Source organism: Nocardiopsis mangrovi (assembly GCF_042653925.1).
In the GTDB taxonomy this organism is placed as follows: Bacteria; Actinomycetota; Actinomycetes; order Streptosporangiales; family Streptosporangiaceae; genus Nocardiopsis_B; species Nocardiopsis_B mangrovi.
On the sequence record NZ_JBHSFQ010000004.1, the window covers coordinates 272,584 to 291,111 of the forward strand.

At 72.5% G+C, this 18,528-nt stretch carries 20 protein-coding genes; 5 read left to right on the forward strand and 15 right to left on the reverse strand.

Annotated features, from left to right (window positions below):
• Positions 1–43: 43 nt before the first annotated feature.
• Positions 44–1,081 (forward strand): LLM class F420-dependent oxidoreductase, encoded by a 1,038-nt coding sequence (locus ACFO4E_RS06995; RefSeq protein WP_378572205.1) that lies wholly within the window; start codon positions 44–46, stop codon positions 1,079–1,081.
• A 66-nt stretch (positions 1,082–1,147) separates the two neighbouring features.
• On the opposite strand, the gene ACFO4E_RS07000 is transcribed toward ACFO4E_RS06995, so the two are convergent.
• Positions 1,148–1,321: a DUF397 domain-containing protein gene (locus ACFO4E_RS07000; protein ID WP_378572206.1), complete on the reverse strand. Its 174-nt coding sequence runs from the start codon at positions 1,319–1,321 to the stop codon at positions 1,148–1,150.
• The gene (locus tag ACFO4E_RS07005) at positions 1,305–2,126 is read right to left on the reverse strand and encodes a helix-turn-helix domain-containing protein (RefSeq protein WP_378572207.1); all 822 of its coding nucleotides are present in this window, start codon (positions 2,124–2,126) and stop codon (positions 1,305–1,307) included. Before ACFO4E_RS07005 ends, ACFO4E_RS07000 begins: the two co-directional genes overlap by 17 nt.
• 335 nt (positions 2,127–2,461) lie before the next feature.
• Here ACFO4E_RS07005 and ACFO4E_RS07010 point away from each other — a divergent pair, with 335 nt between their 5' ends.
• Positions 2,462–2,899, forward strand: coding sequence for an ATP-binding protein (locus tag ACFO4E_RS07010; RefSeq protein WP_378572274.1), 438 nt, complete (start codon positions 2,462–2,464; stop codon positions 2,897–2,899).
• A 63-nt stretch (positions 2,900–2,962) separates the two neighbouring features.
• Here the strand turns inward: ACFO4E_RS07010 and npdG are convergent, their stop codons facing one another.
• The 7 genes from npdG to map all read right to left on the reverse strand — a co-directional run bounded on the left by npdG (position 2,963) and on the right by map (position 11,007).
• Entirely contained in the window at positions 2,963–3,652 is a 690-nt protein-coding gene (gene npdG, locus ACFO4E_RS07015; RefSeq protein WP_378572208.1) for an NADPH-dependent F420 reductase, read from the reverse strand.
• 245 nt (positions 3,653–3,897) lie between these two features.
• Entirely contained in the window at positions 3,898–4,260 is a 363-nt protein-coding gene (locus tag ACFO4E_RS07020; RefSeq protein ID WP_378572209.1) for a peptidoglycan-binding domain-containing protein, read from the reverse strand.
• A gap of 165 nt (positions 4,261–4,425) precedes the next feature.
• Entirely contained in the window at positions 4,426–5,376 is a 951-nt protein-coding gene (locus ACFO4E_RS07025) for a S66 peptidase family protein (protein WP_378572210.1), read from the reverse strand.
• Positions 5,373–7,466 (reverse strand): S9 family peptidase, encoded by a 2,094-nt coding sequence (locus tag ACFO4E_RS07030; protein ID WP_378572211.1) that lies wholly within the window; start codon positions 7,464–7,466, stop codon positions 5,373–5,375. Before ACFO4E_RS07030 ends, ACFO4E_RS07025 begins: the two co-directional genes overlap by 4 nt.
• 193 nt (positions 7,467–7,659) lie before the next feature.
• Complete coding sequence (locus tag ACFO4E_RS07035) at positions 7,660–9,042, reverse strand: M20/M25/M40 family metallo-hydrolase (protein WP_378572212.1); 1,383 nt, start codon at positions 9,040–9,042, stop codon at positions 7,660–7,662.
• 126 nt (positions 9,043–9,168) lie between these two features.
• Positions 9,169–10,002 (reverse strand): M55 family metallopeptidase, encoded by an 834-nt coding sequence (locus ACFO4E_RS07040; protein WP_378572213.1) that lies wholly within the window; start codon positions 10,000–10,002, stop codon positions 9,169–9,171.
• A gap of 153 nt (positions 10,003–10,155) precedes the next feature.
• Positions 10,156–11,007: a type I methionyl aminopeptidase gene (map, locus tag ACFO4E_RS07045; protein ID WP_378572214.1), complete on the reverse strand. Its 852-nt coding sequence runs from the start codon at positions 11,005–11,007 to the stop codon at positions 10,156–10,158.
• 114 nt (positions 11,008–11,121) lie between these two features.
• Between map and ACFO4E_RS07050 the strand changes: the two genes are divergently transcribed.
• On the forward strand, positions 11,122–11,319 hold the full coding sequence (locus tag ACFO4E_RS07050; protein ID WP_378572215.1) for a hypothetical protein: 198 nt from the start codon (positions 11,122–11,124) through the stop codon (positions 11,317–11,319).
• Between the two features lie 51 nt (positions 11,320–11,370).
• On the opposite strand, the gene ACFO4E_RS07055 is transcribed toward ACFO4E_RS07050, so the two are convergent.
• Positions 11,371–11,976 (reverse strand): hypothetical protein, encoded by a 606-nt coding sequence (locus ACFO4E_RS07055; RefSeq protein WP_378572216.1) that lies wholly within the window; start codon positions 11,974–11,976, stop codon positions 11,371–11,373.
• Between the two features lie 254 nt (positions 11,977–12,230).
• Here ACFO4E_RS07055 and ACFO4E_RS07060 point away from each other — a divergent pair, with 254 nt between their 5' ends.
• A complete protein-coding gene (locus ACFO4E_RS07060; protein WP_378572217.1) occupies positions 12,231–13,334 on the forward strand; it encodes a glycoside hydrolase family 5 protein in 1,104 nt (367 codons plus the stop codon).
• Between the two features lie 50 nt (positions 13,335–13,384).
• Here the strand turns inward: ACFO4E_RS07060 and ACFO4E_RS07065 are convergent, their stop codons facing one another.
• The gene (locus ACFO4E_RS07065; RefSeq protein WP_378572218.1) at positions 13,385–13,765 is read right to left on the reverse strand and encodes a hypothetical protein; all 381 of its coding nucleotides are present in this window, start codon (positions 13,763–13,765) and stop codon (positions 13,385–13,387) included.
• A gap of 111 nt (positions 13,766–13,876) precedes the next feature.
• Here ACFO4E_RS07065 and ACFO4E_RS07070 point away from each other — a divergent pair, with 111 nt between their 5' ends.
• The gene (locus tag ACFO4E_RS07070) at positions 13,877–14,272 is read left to right on the forward strand and encodes a winged helix-turn-helix transcriptional regulator (protein WP_378572219.1); all 396 of its coding nucleotides are present in this window, start codon (positions 13,877–13,879) and stop codon (positions 14,270–14,272) included.
• Between the two features lie 38 nt (positions 14,273–14,310).
• Here the strand turns inward: ACFO4E_RS07070 and ACFO4E_RS07075 are convergent, their stop codons facing one another.
• The 4 genes from ACFO4E_RS07075 to ACFO4E_RS07090 form a co-directional block, all read right to left on the reverse strand.
• Positions 14,311–15,342, reverse strand: coding sequence for an ABC transporter ATP-binding protein (locus tag ACFO4E_RS07075; RefSeq protein ID WP_378572220.1), 1,032 nt, complete (start codon positions 15,340–15,342; stop codon positions 14,311–14,313).
• Positions 15,339–16,370: an ABC transporter ATP-binding protein gene (locus ACFO4E_RS07080; RefSeq protein ID WP_378572221.1), complete on the reverse strand. Its 1,032-nt coding sequence runs from the start codon at positions 16,368–16,370 to the stop codon at positions 15,339–15,341. Before ACFO4E_RS07080 ends, ACFO4E_RS07075 begins: the two co-directional genes overlap by 4 nt.
• Positions 16,367–17,383, reverse strand: a complete 1,017-nt coding sequence (locus ACFO4E_RS07085; protein WP_378572222.1) for an ABC transporter permease — start codon at positions 17,381–17,383, stop codon at positions 16,367–16,369. The genes ACFO4E_RS07080 and ACFO4E_RS07085 overlap by 4 nt, the downstream gene beginning before the upstream one ends.
• A gap of 100 nt (positions 17,384–17,483) precedes the next feature.
• The gene (locus ACFO4E_RS07090; protein WP_378572223.1) at positions 17,484–18,527 is read right to left on the reverse strand and encodes an ABC transporter permease; all 1,044 of its coding nucleotides are present in this window, start codon (positions 18,525–18,527) and stop codon (positions 17,484–17,486) included.
• Position 18,528 lies beyond the last annotated feature (1 nt).

An 18,528-nucleotide genomic window follows, 5' to 3' on the forward strand; every position in this document is an offset into this window, starting at 1 on the left:
GTAGAGTTTCGCGAACCCCGGTGCGAGGACCAACGGAGGCACGATGCGCATCTCCATGCCGCTGCAATACGCCGGCGACCCCAAGCAGGCCCTCGGCCAGGTCGCCGACCTGGAGAAGGCCGGCCTGGACACCGTGTGGGTGGCCGAGGTCTACGGCTACGACAGCCCCACTCTTATGGGCTACATCGCGGCGCGCACGGAGCGGGTGCGCATCGGCTCGGCCATCCTCCCCCTGTACAGCCGCACCCCCTCGCTGATCGCGCAGACCGCCGCCGGGCTCGACTACCTCTCCGACGGCCGCGCGGTCCTGGGTCTGGGCGCGAGCGGCCCGCAGGTCATCGAGGGGTGGCACGGGGTCCCCTATACCAAGCCGCTGGCCCGCACCCGCGAGGTCGTGGAGATCTGCCGCAAGGTGTGGGCGCGCCGGGAGCCGCTGACCCATGACGGCGCCGTCTTCACCCTCCCCCTGCCCGCGGACCAGGGCACCGGGCTCGGCAAGCCGCTCAAGATCATCAACCACCCGGTGCGCGGCGCGGTGCCGATCTACGTGGCCTCCCTGGGCGAGAAGAACGTGGAGATGACGGCGGAGATCGCCGATGGCTGGCTGCCGCACCTGTTCATCCCGGAGAAGGCCCGGCAGGTCTGGGGCGGCGCCCTCGAAAGGGGGGCCGCCAAGCGCGCCCCGGAGCTGGGCCCGCTGGAGATCTCGGCGGGCGGGATGCTCGCCATCGGCGAGGACGAGGACACCCGCAAGCTGGCCGATTTCTCCCGCCCGATGATCGCCCTGTACGTCGGCGGCATGGGCGCGAAGGGCAGGAACTTCTACAACACCCTCATGCGCCGCTACGGCTATGAGGAGGCGGCGGACACGATCCAGGACCTCTACCTGGCCGGCCGCAAGGACGAGGCCGCCGCCGCGGTACCCGCCGAGGTCGTGGAGCTGACCAACCTCGTCGGCCCGGAGTCCCACGTCCGCGAACGGGTGGAGGCGTTCCGCGCGGCGGGAGTCACCCACCTCAACGTCACCCCGGTCGGAGCCGACCCGGTGAAGCTCATCGAGAAGCTGCGCGGGTGGCTGTGAGGCGGAGCTGAGGCGAGGCGGCCTCCGTTCCGGGGAACCGGGGCGGAGGCCGTGGTCGTGCAGGGGCTACAGGGAGTCGATCCCGGCGAGGAACGCGATCCACTCCGGCGAGGGAACCGTCAGGTGGCCGAGGTGGCGGTGTTGGGTGTCTCTCACCTTGACGTTCTCCGGAGTTTCGCAGACCTCCACGCAGTTTCCGCCGTTGCCTTCGCTGTAACTGCTCTTAGTCCACATCTCCATAGCGTTCTCCATTGATCTTGCGTATCAGGTTGATGGAGGCAGGCACCGGCAGAGCCTCGGCCTGCAACATGCCGAAAAGGGTCGTCATGGCGTTGACCTGCTCAGGCTTGTCGAAAGTCTCGCCACCCAACGCGTGCTCGGCGTAGACGACGGATTGAGTACCGCCGAGCGCCATCACCCGGAACGGGGTACCGGGTGCGGCACTCGTAGGCGTGTCCGGAAGCAACTGGACGCGGACAACGCCGTCCTCCGCCAGCTTGATGATGTGCGCGAGCTGTTCTCGCATGATGTTCTCATCCCCGACGGTGCGCGAGAACATCGCCTCCTTGAGGATGAACCACAGGAGCGGGCGCCCGTTTTCCAGGATCACCGAGAGACGGCCGGTCCTCGTCGTGACCATCTCCTCGGCCTCCTCCACCGTCGCCGTGGTGCGTCGGGCGTTGACCAACGTGCGCGCATAGCCAGGGGTTTGAAGCAGTCCGGGGATCGTCGTCGGCTCATACTCCCGGATCTCCGTAGCGCGCCGCTCCATGATGAGCACGTCCTTGAACCAGTCGGGGACGTGGCGCTGCTCCGCCAGCTGCTGCCAGAGGCGCCGGAGGATGCCACCCGTATCCAGGACCACATCGAAGGCGTCCGATTGTTCCGCCTGTGGTTTTCGTGTACACCTTTCGATCGCCCCGACCATACCGTGGGAAAGTCCCACCTTCCCCGCGAGCTGACGCTGCGTCATCCCGGCCAGCTGACGTTGCTGCCGAAGTTCATGTCCGAATGGACGCCATTTGTTCCTATCTATCTTCTGCATGGCGACAGCATCTCATTGCGCGGATACCAACGAGAACACATCTGACAATAGATCAACAAACATGTATCCCTTATGGCAGGTCGAAGGCTGTGGTGGCATAGTCGCATCCGGGAACCGAAGTCCGGCCGCGGCGAAATGACATCTCGGACCGATTCCCTGCACGAAAGCGACCCTGCCCAGTGGTGACAGCACTGAGCAGGCTCAGCCCTCGGCCTGAATATCCAGGGAGGACCAATGACGAAGCCTAGCGTCGCGCAATCCCGGAACGGAATTTTCCAGCGACACCGGCGGGGGCGAATTCGCCCCTATCTGTTCCGGATCGGAGGGCGGTGACGATGGTCGTCTACTACGCCCGGTTTCCGGGGTGGGCCGATCAGGTCAAGCGGGCCCGGGACTGGTGTGAGGATCTGCTGACCCTCCACTCCGGGCGCCGAATCCCCGGCGATACCGTCGCCTCGGCCGTCCTCCTCCTGAGTGAGGCGGCCACCAACGCCATCCGCTACACCGCCAGCGGTCGGGGCGGGAGGTTCGACGTCACGCTCATGGTCGAGCAGTGGAAGATCACCATCGAGGTCGAGGACGAAGGGTGTCCCACCGGCGGGACGCTTCCGTTCATGCGTCCCCTGACACCCATGGCGCAGCACGGGCGCGGCATGAGGCTGATCGACTACCTGGCCGACACCTGGGGCCCGCTCCCCCGGCCCCGCCACGGCGTCGGGTTCACCCTCACCTGGAGTGACCGGGTCGGTGCCGCCGCTGCGGCCGCCGGCTGACCGCTCGCAGCCCGACGGCGGGCGGCTCCGCTCGTGCGGGGCCGCCCGTTCGTCGCTCCGGCGCTACACGTCGGTGATGCGGATACCGGCGTGGGCCTTGTAGCGGCGGTTGATGGCGATGATGTTGGCCGTGAGCGCCTCGATCTGGTGGGCGTTGCGGAGGCGGCCGCCGAAGATGCCGCGGACGCCCGGGATCACGTCCGCGAGGGCGCGGACCTGGTCGGTGGCGTCGCGGTCGTCGCCCAGCACCAGCACGTCGAGGTCGACGTCGTCGACCTCGGGATCGAGCAGCACCACCGCGGACACGTGGTGGAACGCCGCCACCACGCGGCTGCGCGGCAGGACCGCCGCGGCCTGCTGCGCAGCGCTCCCCTCCTCGACGGGCAGCGCGAAGGGGCCCTGCTTGTCGAAGCCGAGCGGGTTGACGCAGTCGACGACGATCTTGTCCGCCAGCTCCTCTTCGAGGGAGGCGAGGAGGTCGCGGTGGCCCTCCCACGGCACGGCGACGATCACGATGTCGGCCGCTGCCGCCGCGGCCGCGTTCTCCAGGCCGCGGATGGGCAGGTCGGAGCCGCCCAGTTCGTCGGCAGCGGTCTGCGCGCGCTCGGCACGGCGCGAGCCGATGACGACGTCGATCCCGGCCAACGCGAACCGCCGGGCCAGGCCGCGCCCCTGGTCGCCGGTGCCGCCCAGGACCGCGATCGTGCGCCCGGACACATCGGGGGTGGCGTGTGGAGTCTGCTGATCTGACATGCGTCCGATCATCGCAGCCGCCGGCCGGGATCGGCCGGAACGGGCGGTGTGTGACACGGAACACCGGTGAACGGGAACACGACGCGGTGTCACCGCCGGACGCCGTGTCCGGCCTCGTATGGCCGGCAGCCGGTGCGGTCGGCCGCGCCGGCGCGGCCGTGCGCACCGGCGGCGGGGACCGCCGTGCCCGGGATACGGGCGGTTTCCGGGCCCGTATCCCGGGAGTCGTGAGGTGGGGCGGTCGGTTACGCCAGGCCCAGCTCGCGGAGTTCGTTCTCTTCCCTGGCCGCTGCGGCCAGGGCGGACACGGTGCGTCCGTCGGCCGTACCCGTGGCGGGCAGGCCGTTGTCGTACTGGAACGCCGCCAGGGCAGGTCCCCTGAGGGCCGGGTCGGCGGTCGAGTCGAGCCTGCCGAGGTCGATCAGCAGGGCCCGCACCTGGTCGGGATCGGCTTCGGGCAACACGGATTCGGCGTCGAACATCGCGCCCAGGATGCCCCGGGCGACGTAGAGGACGCGCCGCCATCCGGAGCGCCGGGAATCGGCGGCGCCGCGCTCGGCCGGTACCGTCCTCGTGAATGTACGAGGCTCTACGGGAATCGTCACCATATTGATCACCCTCCCTGCTACCTGGCGTTCCCCATAGGTCGCTCAAGTATGCGCAGGAAAAGGTGAAAGGACATCGTCCCCGGGGCGGGGGCCCTCTCCGCCCGGGGCCGGGCCGCCGGTCCTGCCCGGCGCGCCCGGCCCCGCCGTGTCACACCGCGGTCCGCGTCACAGCAGCGCGGGGGCGTCCAGGGTGAGGGTGCACGCGTCGGCGTCGAGGGTGGCCACCGCACCCAGCGGAACGGTGACCTGCCCGAAGCGGTGGCCGAACCCGAACTCCCACACCACCGGGATCCCCAGGGGCGCGAGCCGTTCCAGCATGAGTTCGCGGATCAGCTCGGGCCCGGGCGCGCAGTCGGTCCAGGACCCCAGCAGCACCCCGGCGACGCCGTGCATCCACCCGCTGCGCAGCAGCTGGGTCAGCATGCGGTCGATGCGCGAGATGTCCTCGTTGACGTCCTCCAGCAGCAGGAGGCCGCCCGCCGCCGATCCCCTGCTGTGCGGGGTGGCGACGCCGTCGTTGAGCAGGCTGAGGTTCCCCCCGATGGTGACGCCGCGGACCGTGCCGCCGACGAGCGTGCTCGCACCCTCGGGCGCCAGCACCATCTGCGACTCCGGTTCGAACAGGGTGGCGCGCAGCCCCTTGTTCGCGGCGTCGTCACCCACGAAGTAGCCCGACGCCAGCACCGGGCCGTGCAGGGTGGCCACGCCCAGTTCGACGGCGAACGCCTCGTGCAGCGCCGTGACGTCGCTGAACCCCACCAGCGCCTTGGCGGGGCGGCGGCGCAGGACGTCGAAGTCGAGCAGGTCGACGGTCCGGTGTGCCCCGTTGCCGCCCCGGGCGCACAGGACGGCCGTAGTGTCGGGGTCGAGCCACGCCTGCTGGAGGTCGGCGGCGCGGTCGGTGTCCATCCCGGACAGGAAGGGGAACAGCGGGTGGCGGTCGCGCAGGTGGGCCCCCTCCTTGACCTCCAGCCCCCAGTCGCGCAGGACCTCGATCGAGCCGTCGAGCAGGTCCGGGTCGACCGGGCTGCACGGCGCGACGACCGAGACCGTGTCGCCGGGCACCAGCCGGGGCGGCCGGGTCAGCCCGCCCCGGCCGCCTTGGGCGTCGTTCATGATCGGAGCTCCAGGGCCGGGGCGTCGGTCTCGAATCCGAAGACGCGCGCGTACAGGGACAGCTCGGCCTGGAGGGCGGTGCGGATCGTGGATTCGCGGCGGAACCCGTGCTGCTCGCCCTCGAAGGTGAGGTAGGCGTGCGGCACGCCTCTGCCGCGGATGCGCTCCAGGAAGCGCTCACTCTGGATCGGCGGGCAGATCTCGTCCTCCAGCCCCTGGAGCAGCAGGAACGGGACGCTCACGGCGTCGCCGTGGTTGACCGGCGAGCGCTCCTCGTAGCGCTCCTTGACCTGCGGCCAGGGGCCGACCAGGCTCTCCAGGTAGCGGGATTCGAAGTCGTGGGTCTCACCGGTGCGCCATCCGGCCAGGTCCACGATGGGGTACTGGATGGTGCCGCAGTGGAAGGCGTCGGTGAAGACGAGCGCCGCGGCGCTGGTCCAGCCGCCCGCGCTGCCGCCGCGGATGGCCAGGCGGCCCGGGTCGGCCAGCCCTTCGGCGACCAGGCCCTGGGCCGCGGCCACGCTGTCCTCGACGTCGACCACGCCCCAGTTCTCGCGCAGCCGCTCGCGGTAGGCGCGGCCGAACCCGGTGGACCCGCCGTAGTTGACGTCCACCACGCCGATGCCGCGGCTGGTGAAGTAGGCGATCTCCAGGTCGTGCAGCATCGGCGCGCGGCTGGTGGGCCCGCCGTGCACCCACACCACGTAGGGCGGCAGCTCGCCGGGGACGCCCGTGTAGTCGGGGTTGTGCGGCGGGTAGAGGTTGGCGTGCACCTCGCGGCCGCCCGCGCCGGTGAACACGCGCGCCTCGGGCCGGGGCAGGTACCCGGAGACCGGGCCGTCGGCGGCCGTGGTGGAGGATGCCGAGGCATCGGCGGACCGCGGCCGGCTCAGCGACCGCCACGTCCCCTCGTAGATGTCGACCGCGACCACCTCGGCCGGCAGGGTGGGCGAGGCGGCGACGCCGACGACGGTGCGTTCGCTGCGGTCGGCGAGGGTGAGCTTGCCGAACCACTCGGTGTGGGGCGTGTCGAAGTCGAAGATCTCCCCGGTATCGGGCGACAGCACGCCCAGCGACGTGGTGGCCCGGCCGTGGATGAGGACGAGGTGGTCGTCCTGCAGCGGCACCATCCAGCGCTGGCCGAGCTGCCACAGCGGGCCGCCGAACTCCTCTTCCCTGCGGGTCAGCGCCACGGCGCGCTGGGTGGGCGCGTCGACACCGGTGACGGTGATCTGGTGGGGGTTCCACCAGCCGTCGGGGTCGGAGATGCAGAACAGGGTGGCGCCGGTGCCCCATTCGGCCTGGACGACGGCTTCACCAGGGCCGCCGGCGACGACCTGCGGCTCCCCCACCGCTATGGCGCGGGCGTTGTCGTTCTCGAACAGGTCCACGACGTTGAGCACCGTGGAGTCCCAGGGCATGGCGGGGTGGTCCCAGCCGATCCAGGAGAGCCGGCGGCCGTCCTCGGACAGCCGCGGGCAGGCGAGGAAGTGGTGGCCGCCGGCGACCACGCGTACGGCGCCGGGGTCGGCGGCGGCCGTTCCGTCGAGCGGTACCGCGACGATGGCCCGCCGCACGACCGGGCGGGCCTCGGCGTCGTCGGCACCGGAGCCGTCGGGGTCTCCCTCGTCGGCCGGGAGGTGCTCCTCGCGCACGCACCACACCTCGCGGTTGGGCCCGAGGACGGGTTCGACGTAGCGCAGGCCGGAGCCGATCGCGGGTTCCGGGGTGATGGGCAGCGGGGCGGGGGTGACACCGGGCTCGTAGAAGTAGAGCCGCTGGTCGGAGTACTCGCTGAACACCACGGCGGTGCCGCCCATCTCGCCGTGCACCGGCAGGAAGGGGCGGCCGCCGTATTCGTGCACGCGGCTGCGGGCGTTCCACGGGGCGGGCAGCACGGTCTCGGGACGGCGGTCGGGCGCGCCCAGGTGGGTGCGGCACAGGGTCACGCGCCCGCCCTCGGCGGGGCGCGGTTCGGTCCACCACACCTCGTCGTCGATGGCGGACGGCCAGTTGGGCATGCCGTCGTGGCGTGCGACGTCGTCGGCGTCGATCGGTGAGGGCCAGGAGCCGTAGGGGAGGGTTCGCATGGTGCCCTTCTGTCCGGGGGAACTCGGGTGTGTCCGGGTACTCACTGTCCGGGCGTTACGGCGGTCATGGAAGTACTCCTATCCCGGCGGCGCGCGCCGTTCGGTGTTCTCCGATTTCGGTCCGGCGAAACTCCGTGTTCCGGTCCACGAATGCGCGCCGTTGGGCGCCGGCACCCGTGATCGGCCGTCCCGCTCATTCGACGGTGGTCAGGAAGCGGTCCAGGACGCGCAGCCCGAAGCGCAGGGCGTCGACCGGCACCCGTTCGTCGACACCGTGGAAGAGCGCCGCGTAGTCCAGCGACGGCGGCAGCCGCAGCGGGGAGAAGCCGTAGCCGACGATGCCGAGCTCGGAGAACTGCTTGGCGTCGGTGCCGCCCGACATGCACACGGGCACCACGTGCGCCTCGGGATCGTGGGCGAGCAGGGCGGCGCGCATGGCGGCGAAGGTGGGCGACTGCACCGGCGCCATCAGCGCCGGGGAGGAGTGCCGGTACCCCCAGGAGACCCGGTCCCCGGTGAGCTCGTCCATGGTGGTGCGGAACTCGTCCTCGGCCCCCGGCAGGACGCGGCCGTCGACCCCGGCGGAGGCGGTACCGGGGATGACGTTGACCTTGTACCCGGCGTCGAGCATCGTGGGGTTGGCGCTGTTGCGGACGGTGGAGGCCAGCAGGGCGGACGCCGTCCCCAGGCGCTCCAGCAGGGCGTCGAGGTCGCGCTCGGGGTCGAACTCCGGGGCGTCGAGGTCGACCTTGACCCCCATGGCCGCGGCCACCTCGGTGATCGCGGCGCGGGTGAGCGGGGTGAGCCGGACGGGCCAGCGGTGGGCGTCGATCCGGGCGACGGCCGCGGCCAGGGCGCTCACGGCGTTGTCGCGGTTGACCTTGGAGCCGTGCCCGGCGGTCCCGCGCGCGGTGAGCCGCAGCCACGCCGTCCCGCGCTCGCCGGCGCCCACCGGGTAGAGCCGCACGCGCTCGCCCCCCGGAGCGGCGGCGTGGAAGGTGTAGGCGCCGGATTCGCTGATGCCTTCGGTGCAGCCCTCGAACAGGTCGGGGTGGCGACGGACCAGGAAGTCGGCGCCGTGGACGGCGCTGTCCTCCTCGTCGGCGGTGAAGGCGAGGACGATGTCGCGCCGCGGCGCCCGGCCGGTGCGGGCCCAGTCGCGCGCCAGCGCCAGGACCATGGCGTCGGTGTTCTTCATGTCGATGGCGCCGCGCCCCCACACCAGGCCGTCGCGGACCTCGCCGGAGAACGGGTGCACCGTCCAGTCGGCGGGATCGGCCGGGACGACATCGAGGTGGCCGTGGACGAGCAGCGCCGGAGCGGAGGGGTCGGTGCCGCTGATGCGGGCCACGACGTTGGCCCGCCCGGGCGCCGATTCCAGGATCCGCGGTTCGAGCCCGGCGTCGGCGAGGCGCTCGGCGACGTACTCGGCCGCGGGCCGCTCGCGGCAGTCGCCCCCGCCGCGGTTGCTGGTGTCGATGCGGATCAGGTCGGAGGTGAACCGGACGACTTCGTCGTCGGCGGTCTCCAGCGGCGCGGGCCGCCGCCCCTCGTCTGCCTCGTTGCCCCGTCGCAAGGTTCCTGGTTCCTGCCGTTCCGGTGTCGTGGCCGCCCCCGCCGCACACGCCCGCCCCGGTTCGGGTCCGGGGCCGCTCTGCCGTTGCCGGCGGTCCGCGCACGGCGCGCGCACCGCCCGCCCGCGTCATCCGTACCGCGACTCCACGGCGGAGGAGATGAGCGTGGCGACGGTCTTGAAACAGCGGATCATCTCATAGGCGTCGGGCGATGTGGACCGGACGCGCCGCTCCCCCACCTGCTCGACGCCCGGCGCCGTTGCGGCGGCCCCCGCGAGGTGGGCGGCGTCGACCTCCACCTCGACGGTGAGGGGGCCGTGCCGGACCGGCTCCGTGCGCCCCGCGAGCGCCATGGACGCCTGCGCGGCCGCGGCGATGTCGGCGCGGGTGCGCGCCGGTGTGCGGCAGACGGCGGCGTAGCGCGACACGTAGTCCTTGACGGCGACGGTGCGGGCATCGGGGGCGTAGGCCGCGGCGTCGGCGCAGGCGCGGTCGTCGCCGGTGACCAGCACGACGGGCACCCCGTACTCGGCGACCACGAAGGAGTTGAGCCGGCCCTCGCTGGCGGGTTCGCCGTTCAGCCACACCCCGGTGATCGAGTTGGGCAGGTAGGTGTGGGCGAGCACCCCTTCGTCGCCGGCGCCGCAGTGGTAGCCCACGAAGGCGATGGCGTCGACGTCGCCGCTCTGGACGCCCTCGACCATCGAGAGGTCCTTGTGGCGGCCGGTGAGCATCACGGCGCGGTCGTCGAGGTGTTCCAGGAGCAGGTTGCGCATGGTCGCGTGCGCCTCGTTGACCATGACCTCGCCGGCGCCGCCGGCGAAGAAGCCCTCGATGGCGCCGTTGACGTCGGAGGTGAACATCGACCGGCAGCGCTGCCACTGCTCGGTCCCCGGCTCGACGTCGGCCGGCCAGGTGACCCCCGTCGCCCCCTCCATGTCGGCGGAGATAAGGATCTTCACGGGATGGACCCTACCGGTTGGACCCCCGGCTGCGGTATCCCACCGGCGTGGCGCGGTGGCCAGGTCAGGCCAGGAATGCCCCGGTCAGATGGGGTTCGGCCGGGTTCGTCCGGGGGACCCCGGCCCGCCCGCGGGCGGGCCGGCGCCGCCGGGTCAGGGCAGGGTCAGGATCTCGGCGCCGGAGTCGGTGATGACGAGGGTGTGCTCGAACTGCGCGGTGCGGCTGCGGTCGGCCGTGACCGCGGTCCAGCCGTCGTCCCAGATGTCGTAGGCGACCCCGCCCAGGGTGATCATGGGCTCGATGGTGAAGGTCATGCCGGGCTGCATGACGGTGGTGGCGCGGGGGTCGTCGTAGTGCGGGACGACCAGGCCGGAGTGGAACTCCGGGCCCACGCCGTGGCCGGTGAAGTCGCGCACCACGCCGTAGCCGAAGCGCTTGGCGTAGGACTCGATGACGCGGCCGATGACGTTGATCTGGCGGCCGGGCCGGCATGCCTTGATGGCCCGCATGGTGGCCTCGTGGGTGCGTTCGACCAGCAGCCGCGACTCCTCGGCGACGTCGCCGGCGAGAAAGGTGGCGTTGGTGTCGCCGTGGACGCCGCGGATGTAGGCGGTGATGTCGATGTTGACGATGTCGCCGTCGGCGACGACGGTGTCGTCGGGGATGCCGTGGCAGATGACCTCGTTGAGCGAGGCGCACAGCGACTTCGGGTACCCCTTGTACCCCAGGGTGCTGGGGTAGGCGCCGTGGTCGACCAGGAACTCGTGGCCGATGCGGTCGAGCTCATCGGTGGTGACACCGGGGACGACGTGCTTGCCGACCTCGGCCAGCGCCTGGGCGGCGATCCGGCCGGCCACCCGCATGTTCTCGATGGTCTCGGGGCTCTGGAGGTCGCCCAGCACACCCTCGACCGGGTGCTTGCGGCCCACGTATTCGGGGCGCGCGATGGGGGAGGGGACCGAACGAGGCGGCGAGATACGCCCGGGAACCAGCGGAGTGCTCATGTCGTCGCAGTGTAGTTCGTACGGCTTGCGGCCGGATCGGAGTCGGGAGCACGCGGTGCGGGTAGGAGCCGGGTGCAGGCAGTCGAAACCGGAACGAATCAGCGGGAGTCGACCATGAGTGACCGGGAGGACATCACGCCCGGCGGCGACCGGCGGTGGTGGTATTGCCTCAGGCACAGCCGACCCGAGCAGGGACCCGGTTGCCCCGACAAGTACCGGCTGGGCCCCTACCCCGACCGGGAGACGGCCGCCGAGGCGCTGCACACGGTGGCCGAACGCAACGAGGCGTGGGACGAGCAGGACCGCGACTGACCTCCCCCGGCACCATGCGGGCGACACGGTGGAGCGACCGGGCCGGCGAGGTCAGTAGCTGTCCTGGTGGTCGAGCACGCGAGGGCCGCTGACGAGGTCGAGGAAACGCGACAGGCGGTCGCGGACCCCGGCCTTGCGGCGGCCTTCGGGCTGCCCGGCCGCCGTGCTGACCAGGTGTTGCAGCCCTTCGAACGACAGCGGCGAGCGTTCGGGCAGGAGGCTGATGGAGTCGTGGGCGAGCGCGCCGAGTTCGGGGTCGCCGTGGTCGAGCGCGAGGACCGTGGCACCGGTGCGGCGGGCGTCGTCGACCCGTTCCAGCAGCGGCACCGGCGCCTCGACCTCGGAGTTCACCACGAAAAGGGTTTCGCCGCGCCGGGCGTCCTCGAGGCGTTCGAGGCCGATGCGCAGATGGGCGGGGGCGTCGGGGGGCGGGTTCCAGCGGACCAGGCTCGGGGCCAGCTGCGGCAGGCCGGCGTAGCGGCTTTCGTCGTCGAGGTGCGCGGCGAGGTGCCAGGGCTCGTGGTCAGGGGTTCCGACGAGGAGCAGCCCCCCGGGATCGCGGGTGCGCCGCAGCGCGCGGCCGAGGTCGTCGGCGCGCCCGACCCACGAGGTCGAGGCCAGGAGTTCGCGGAGGAGGGATACGTCTTGGGCGTCCACCCCTCCATGGTGCACGATCACCGCCCGCCCCGCAGAGCTTGTCCACAACACACACCGCGCGTCCCACCTGCACCCGGGCGGCGGGCGGCCGCGGCTGCCGCCCGTTGCCCCTATTGACGCAACGGGAAGGTGTCGTTACCGTCCGGGACCAATGGCCGGGAAAGCGTTTCCGAATCCCCCGGCCCCGCCTTCTCCCCCACTCCCCCCACATTCCCCACACCCCCTGCCCGCGCCCCGACCCCCCTGGAGACACGATGGCGCGCCTCCCCCGCACCCTCCCCCACGCACGCCTCCTGCCCGCCGCGGCGGCCGCCCTGCTGGGCCTGGCCCTGGCGGCCGCGGCCCTCGTCGCCCCGCCCGCACCGCCCGGTTCCGGCGCCACCGCCGTCGCCGCCGGGTCCGACCAGGCCGCCCCGGCCGCAGCGCCCGCCGGCAGCGCGGTCGCCGAGAACGGGCAGCTCGCCGTCTGCGGCACCCTGCTGTGCGGCGAGGACGGCGAACCCGTCCAGCTCCAGGGCATGAGCAGCCACGGGCTCCAGTGGTACGGCCACTGCCTCACCGACGGCTCGCTCGACGCCCTGGCCGGCGACTGGAACGCCGACGTCCTGCGCATCTCCATGTACATCCAGGAGGACGGCTACGAGACCGATCCCGAAGGGTTCACCAAGCGGGTCCACGAGCTGATCGGCGAGGCCACCGAACGCGGCCTGTACGCCATCGTCGACTGGCACATGCTCACCCCCGGCGACCCCAACCACAACCTCGACGCGGCCCGCACCTTCTTCGCCGAGATCGCCCGCGAGCACGCGGGCAATCCCAATGTCCTCTACGAGATCGCCAACGAGCCCAACGGCGTGAGCTGGAGCTCCATCAAGGGCTACGCCGAGCAGGTCATCCCCGTGATCCGCGCCGAGGACCCCGACTCCGTTGTGCTCGTGGGCACCCGCGGCTGGTCGTCGCTGGGGGTCTCCGACGGCTCCGACGAGCGCGAGATCATCGCCGACCCCGTCGACGCGGACAACCTGATGTACACCTTCCACTTCTACGCGGCCTCCCACGGCCAGTCCTACCTGGACACCCTGGACCGCGCCGCCGACGAGCTGCCGATCTTCGTCACCGAGTTCGGCACCCAGTCGGCCACCGGTGACGGCGCGCACGACTTCGCCTCGGCCCAGCGCTACATCGACCTCATGGCCGAGCGGCAGATCAGTTGGGTGAACTGGAACTTCTCCGACGACTTCCGCAGCGGCGCCGTCTTCGACGAGGGCGTCTGCGACGCCAACGGACCCTGGACCGGCGAGGCGCCCCTGAAGGAGTCCGGCCAGTGGATCCGCGAGCGCATCCGCGAGGCCGCCTGACCGGCGCCCGCCCGGCACAGCGGCCCCGCACCCGGTGCGGGGCCGCCCGGTCAGCCGCCGTCGGCGATGCGGCGGACCAGATCGGGGGTCCACTCCACGTACTCGACCTCGGGCCCGCCCCGGTGGCGGGCGTACAGGAAGCGGCCGGTCGGGCCCGCCGCCTCCGGCACGGTGACCTCCCCGCCGTCGGCCGCGAGGTCGCGCGCCGCCCCGTCCAGATCGGACACGACGACCGTGGCCGACGCGTTCGCGTAGCGGGCGCGGGCCTCCGGGGCCCCCGCGATGACCAGGAAGTCGCCGATCGCGGCGAGTTCCACCGCCTCGAAGCCCAGGCGCAGGTCGGGCTCGCGCCCGGTCAGCGTCCGCAGCAGCGGCAGCGCGGTGTCGAGGTCGTCCGCCCACAGGCGGGCGTAGGTCTTCAGGATCGTCACGGCCGTTCCCCTCGCAGTGGTCGCCGGGCCGGCGCCCGGGCTCGGAAGAACGCTAGGAGCGCGCCGGTTGGCCGGGAAGACGGAACTTTCCGGTGAGAGAGGAACCCCGAGGTGACCGAACAGCTCAGCGGCCCGCCCGGCGGCCCCGATGTGGCGCATGTCAACACCGTGGCCACCGAGGTCTTCGCGACCGTCGCCGGCCGGTGGGCGGTCCCGGTGGTCTACGCCCTCGGCAACGGAACCCTGCGGTTCACCGAACTGCGGGCGCTCCTCGACGGCATCAGCCACAAGATGCTCACCCGGACCCTGCGCGCCCTCGAACGCGACGGCCTGGTCGAGCGGACGGTGCACCCTGTGGTGCCGCCCCGCGTGGACTACGCCCTCACCCCGGCCGGAACGGAGATGCGCTCGGTCATCGACGGCGTGTGCGCCTGGACCCGGACCCACCTCGACCGCATCGAGGCCACCCGGCACCGGTTCGACGATGCCGGGCCCGGCACCCCGTGACCCCGTCGGCCGCCCGGAGGCGGGCGGCGAGGAGGGGGCTACGCCTGCGGTGCCTGTGCCCTGGCCCAGTGGCAGGCGGCGCGGTGGGTGTCGTCGGCGGGCAGGATCCCGGGGTCCGCCGTGCGGCAGCGCCCGGCCACCCCGGCCTGCTCCGCCTCTCCCGATGCGAGGACCTGGCAGCGCGCGTGGAACCGGCAGCCGCCGGGGATGTGGGTCGGGTCCGGCGGCTCGCCCGTGAGGACCACCGGCTCGCCGGCGTCGGCGTCGGGCAGCACCGACAGCAGCGCCCGCGTGTAGGGGTGCCGGGGCGCCCCCAGCACCTCCTCGACCGTGCCGGCCTCGACCACGCGGCCCAGGTACATCACCGCGACGCGGTCGGCGATGTTCCACGCCAGGCCGAGGTCGTGGGTGACCACCAGCGCCGACAGCCCCAGGTCGTCGCGCAGCCGCAGCAGCAGTTGCAGGATCTCCCCGCGCACCGACGCGTCCAGGGAGGCCACCGGCTCGTCGGCGATGATCACCTCGGGCTCCAGGACCAGCGCTCCCGCGATGACGACGCGCTGGCGCTGCCCGCCCGACAGCTCGTGCGGGTAGCGCAGGAAGTAGCGCTCCGGCGGGCGCAGCCCGGCGCGCGCGAGGGCCTCGGCGACGCGCCGCTCCTCGTCGGCCGCAGCGCCCTCGTGGATGCGCAGGCCCTCGGCCACGGCGTCGTAGACGGTGTGGCGCGGGTTGAGGGAGCCGCTGGGGTCCTGGAGGACGAGCTGCACCCGCTTGCGGAACGCCTTCAGCCGCCGCGACGTGTACGTCAGCGGCTCGCCCTCGAACGCCACCCGGCCCGAGGACGCCTTCTCCAGCCCCAAGAGGGTGCGGGCCAGGGTCGTCTTCCCGCAGCCGGACTCGCCCACGAGGGCGACGATCTCGCCCCGCCGCACGTCGAGGTCGACACCGTCGACCGCGCGGGCGGTACCGCGCCCGCCCCGGCCCTTGAACCGGACGTAGAGGTCGGCCGCGCTGAGCACGGGCGTCGCGGCGGCGGGCGGACCCTGCCCGGCGGTCTCCAGGGCTGTCATGCGGAGGTCTCCTTCTCGGGGGTCGCGGGGGCGGCGGCCACGGGGACCCCCGCCTCGGCGGCCTGCTCGTCGGTCAGCACCCGCACGCAGGCGGCGGCGCGATCGGGCCCCGCGGGCCACAGCACCGGGTCGACATCGCCGCAGCGGTCCTGGGCCACCGCGCAGCGGGGGCGGAAGGAGCATCCGCCCGGCAGGGCCGCGGGGTCGGGCGGGTCGCCGGCGAGCCCGCTGGGGGCGCGCCGCGACGCGGGGTCGCCGATGCGCGGGAAGGCCGCGCTCAGCGCCCCGCCATAGGGGTGGCGGGCTCCGGCGAACACCGTGTGGGCGGGCCCCTCCTCGACGATGCGCCCGGCGTACATGATGGCCAGCCGGTCGCAGGTGTCGGCGAGGACCGACAGGTCGTGGCTGATCATCATCATGCTGATGCCCTGCTCGCCGACCAGCCGGTCGATGAGGCGCAGGATCTGCGCCTGGATCATGACGTCCAGGGCCGTGGTGGGCTCGTCGGCGATGATCAGGCGCGGCTCGCAGGCGAGCGCCATGGCGATCATGACGCGCTGGCGCTGGCCCCCGGACAGTTCGTGGGGGAAGCTGCGCGCCCGCCAGCGGGGCAGGCCCACGTGTTCCAGCAGTTCGCCCACGCGCCGGGTGGCCTCGGCCGGTGTCGCGGTGTTGTGCAGCAGGATGGGCTCGGCGATCTGGTCGCCGACGCGGCGCACGGCGTTGAGCGAGTGCATGGCGCCCTGGAAGACGATGGACGCGCCGACCCAGCGCACCGCGCGCAGCCGGCCCCACCGCATGGTCAGCACGTCTTCGCCGTCGAGCAGGACCTCCCCGCTCAGGGTGGCCGAGGAGGGCAGCAGCCTTAGCAGCGCGAGCGCCACCGTCGACTTGCCGCACCCGGACTCCCCCGCGACGCCGAGCTTGCGGCCCGGCTCGACGGAGAACCCCACCCCGCGCACAGCGGGGACCTCGCCGCCGGCGGTGCGGTAGGTGACGTGCAGGTCCTTGACTTCGAGATAGTTCACCGGCGCTCCCGCAGCCTCGGGTTGAACACGCCTTCCAGCGCCCGCCCGCACAGGGTGAACGCGAGGGCCACGACCGCGATGGCCACGCCGGGGGGCAGCATGTACCACCAGATGCCCGAGCTGACGGCGCCCGCGGTGCGGGCGTCCTGGAGGATGCCGCCCCAGGAGATCGTGCTCGGGTCGCCCAGGCCGAGGAAGGCGAGGGTCGACTCCATGATGATCGACTCGCCCACGATCAGCGTGGTCTGGGCCAGGATGACCGGGGTGACGTTGGGCAGCACGTGCCGGAGCATGACGTGGGCGTGCCCGCCGCCCAGAGCCCGCGCGCGTTCGATGTAGGGGCGGGCCTCGACCGCGATGGTCTGCGCGCGCACCAGGCGGGCGGTGGTCGGCCAGCAGGTGACCCCGATGGCGATGATGATGGTCAGCGTGCTGCGGCTCATGACCGCGGCCAGGGCGACCGCCATGACGAGCGTGGGCAGCACCACGAACCAGTCGGTGACGCGCATCAGGACGTTGGACCACACGCCGCCGAAGTGCCCGGCCACGATGCCGACCAGGGTGCCCAGCGCCACGCAGACGAACGTGGCGAGGAACCCCACGGTGAGCGAGATCCGCGCACCCCAGATGACCAGGTCCAGGACCGAGCGGCCGAAGGCGTCGGTGCCCAGCGGGTACTGGGCGCTGGGCGGCTCGAAGCGCCCGCCGGGGGCGCCGGTGACGGTGAGGCCGGCGGGGTCGATGAACAGCGGTGCGGCGAGGGCGACCACCACGAACAGCAGCAGGGCGCCGAATCCGAACATTCCAGCGCGGTTGCGGGCGTACTCGCGCCGGAACCCGGTCAGGGCGCGGCGGCGCCGCTCCCACAGCAGGGCCCGGCGGGAGGCGGGCGGCGGTGGCGGCGGCGACGGTGCGGCGGGCTCGTGGACGGGTTCGGCCCCCTGGGCGGGGACGGTGCCGGCCGGCGCGGCCGAGTCGCCGTCGCCGTCGCGCGGAAGCTCCGGGGCGGTCATGGCGTTCCTCCCCGCTCGTATCCGGGACGCCGGGAGGCGTCGCCTCCCGGAGCCGCCGCAGTCCTCGTCACAGGCCGCTCCGTCCGGCTCATGGTCGCGCTCATACGCGCACCCTCGGGTCCAGCAGGGGGTACACCAGGTCGGCCAGCAGGTTCATCAGGATCACCGCGCCCGCGAAGACGACGAACAGGGCCTGCACGGTCGGCAGGTCGGGGACCCCCAGGCCGGAGTAGAACAGGGAGCCGAGCCCGGGCCAGGCGAACACGGTCTCGACCAGGATGACCCCGGCCACTACGCGGCCCAGGTTCAGGAAGATCAGGGTGACGGTGGGCAGCAGCGCGTTGGGCGCGGCGTGGCGGCGCAGGACCAGGGCGTCGCGCAGCCCCTTGGCGCGGGCGGTGGTCAGGTAGTCCGACCCCATCTCGTCGAGCAGCGACGACCGCATGATCATCATGTACTGCGCGTAGGTGACGGCGACCATGGTCGCGACCGGCAGCACCATGTGGTGGGCGACGTCGAGGGCCACGGCGAAGGTGCCGGTGACCCCGGGGGTCATCATGCCGCTGGTGGGAAAGAGCCCGGTGCCCGATGCGAACACGACGATGAGGATGAGGCCCAGCCAGAACGACGGCACCGACCACATGGTCAGCGCGACCCCGGTGTTGACCCGGTCCATGGCCGATCCGCGCCGCCAGGCCGAGCCGGTGCCCAGCAGCAGCCCGATGACCGCGGCGATGAGGGTCCCGGTGCCGGCCAGCAGCACGGTGGGGCCGATGCGCTCGGCGATCAGCTCGGCCACCGGGACGCGGTACTGGTAGCTCATGCCGAAGTCGAACCGGAGCAGGCCCAGGCAGTAGTCGAGGAACTGCTGCGGCAGCGGCTGGTCGAGGCCGAAGTCGCGGCGCATGTTCTCCAGCTGCTCGGGGCTGACCGCGCGGCCCTGGGTGAGCGCGGTGACGGGGTCGCCGGGCAGGATGCGGAACAGGAAGAAGCTGGTGACCATCACCGCGACCAGGGACACGGCCGCCGTGAGCAGCCGCCCGCCCAGGTAGCGGAGGGTTCTTCGTGCCGCGCCGCGGCGGCCGCCCCCGGGACCGGTGCCCGGGGTGGCCGCCGCAGGGGCCTCGTCGTGCGGAGCGGTCAAG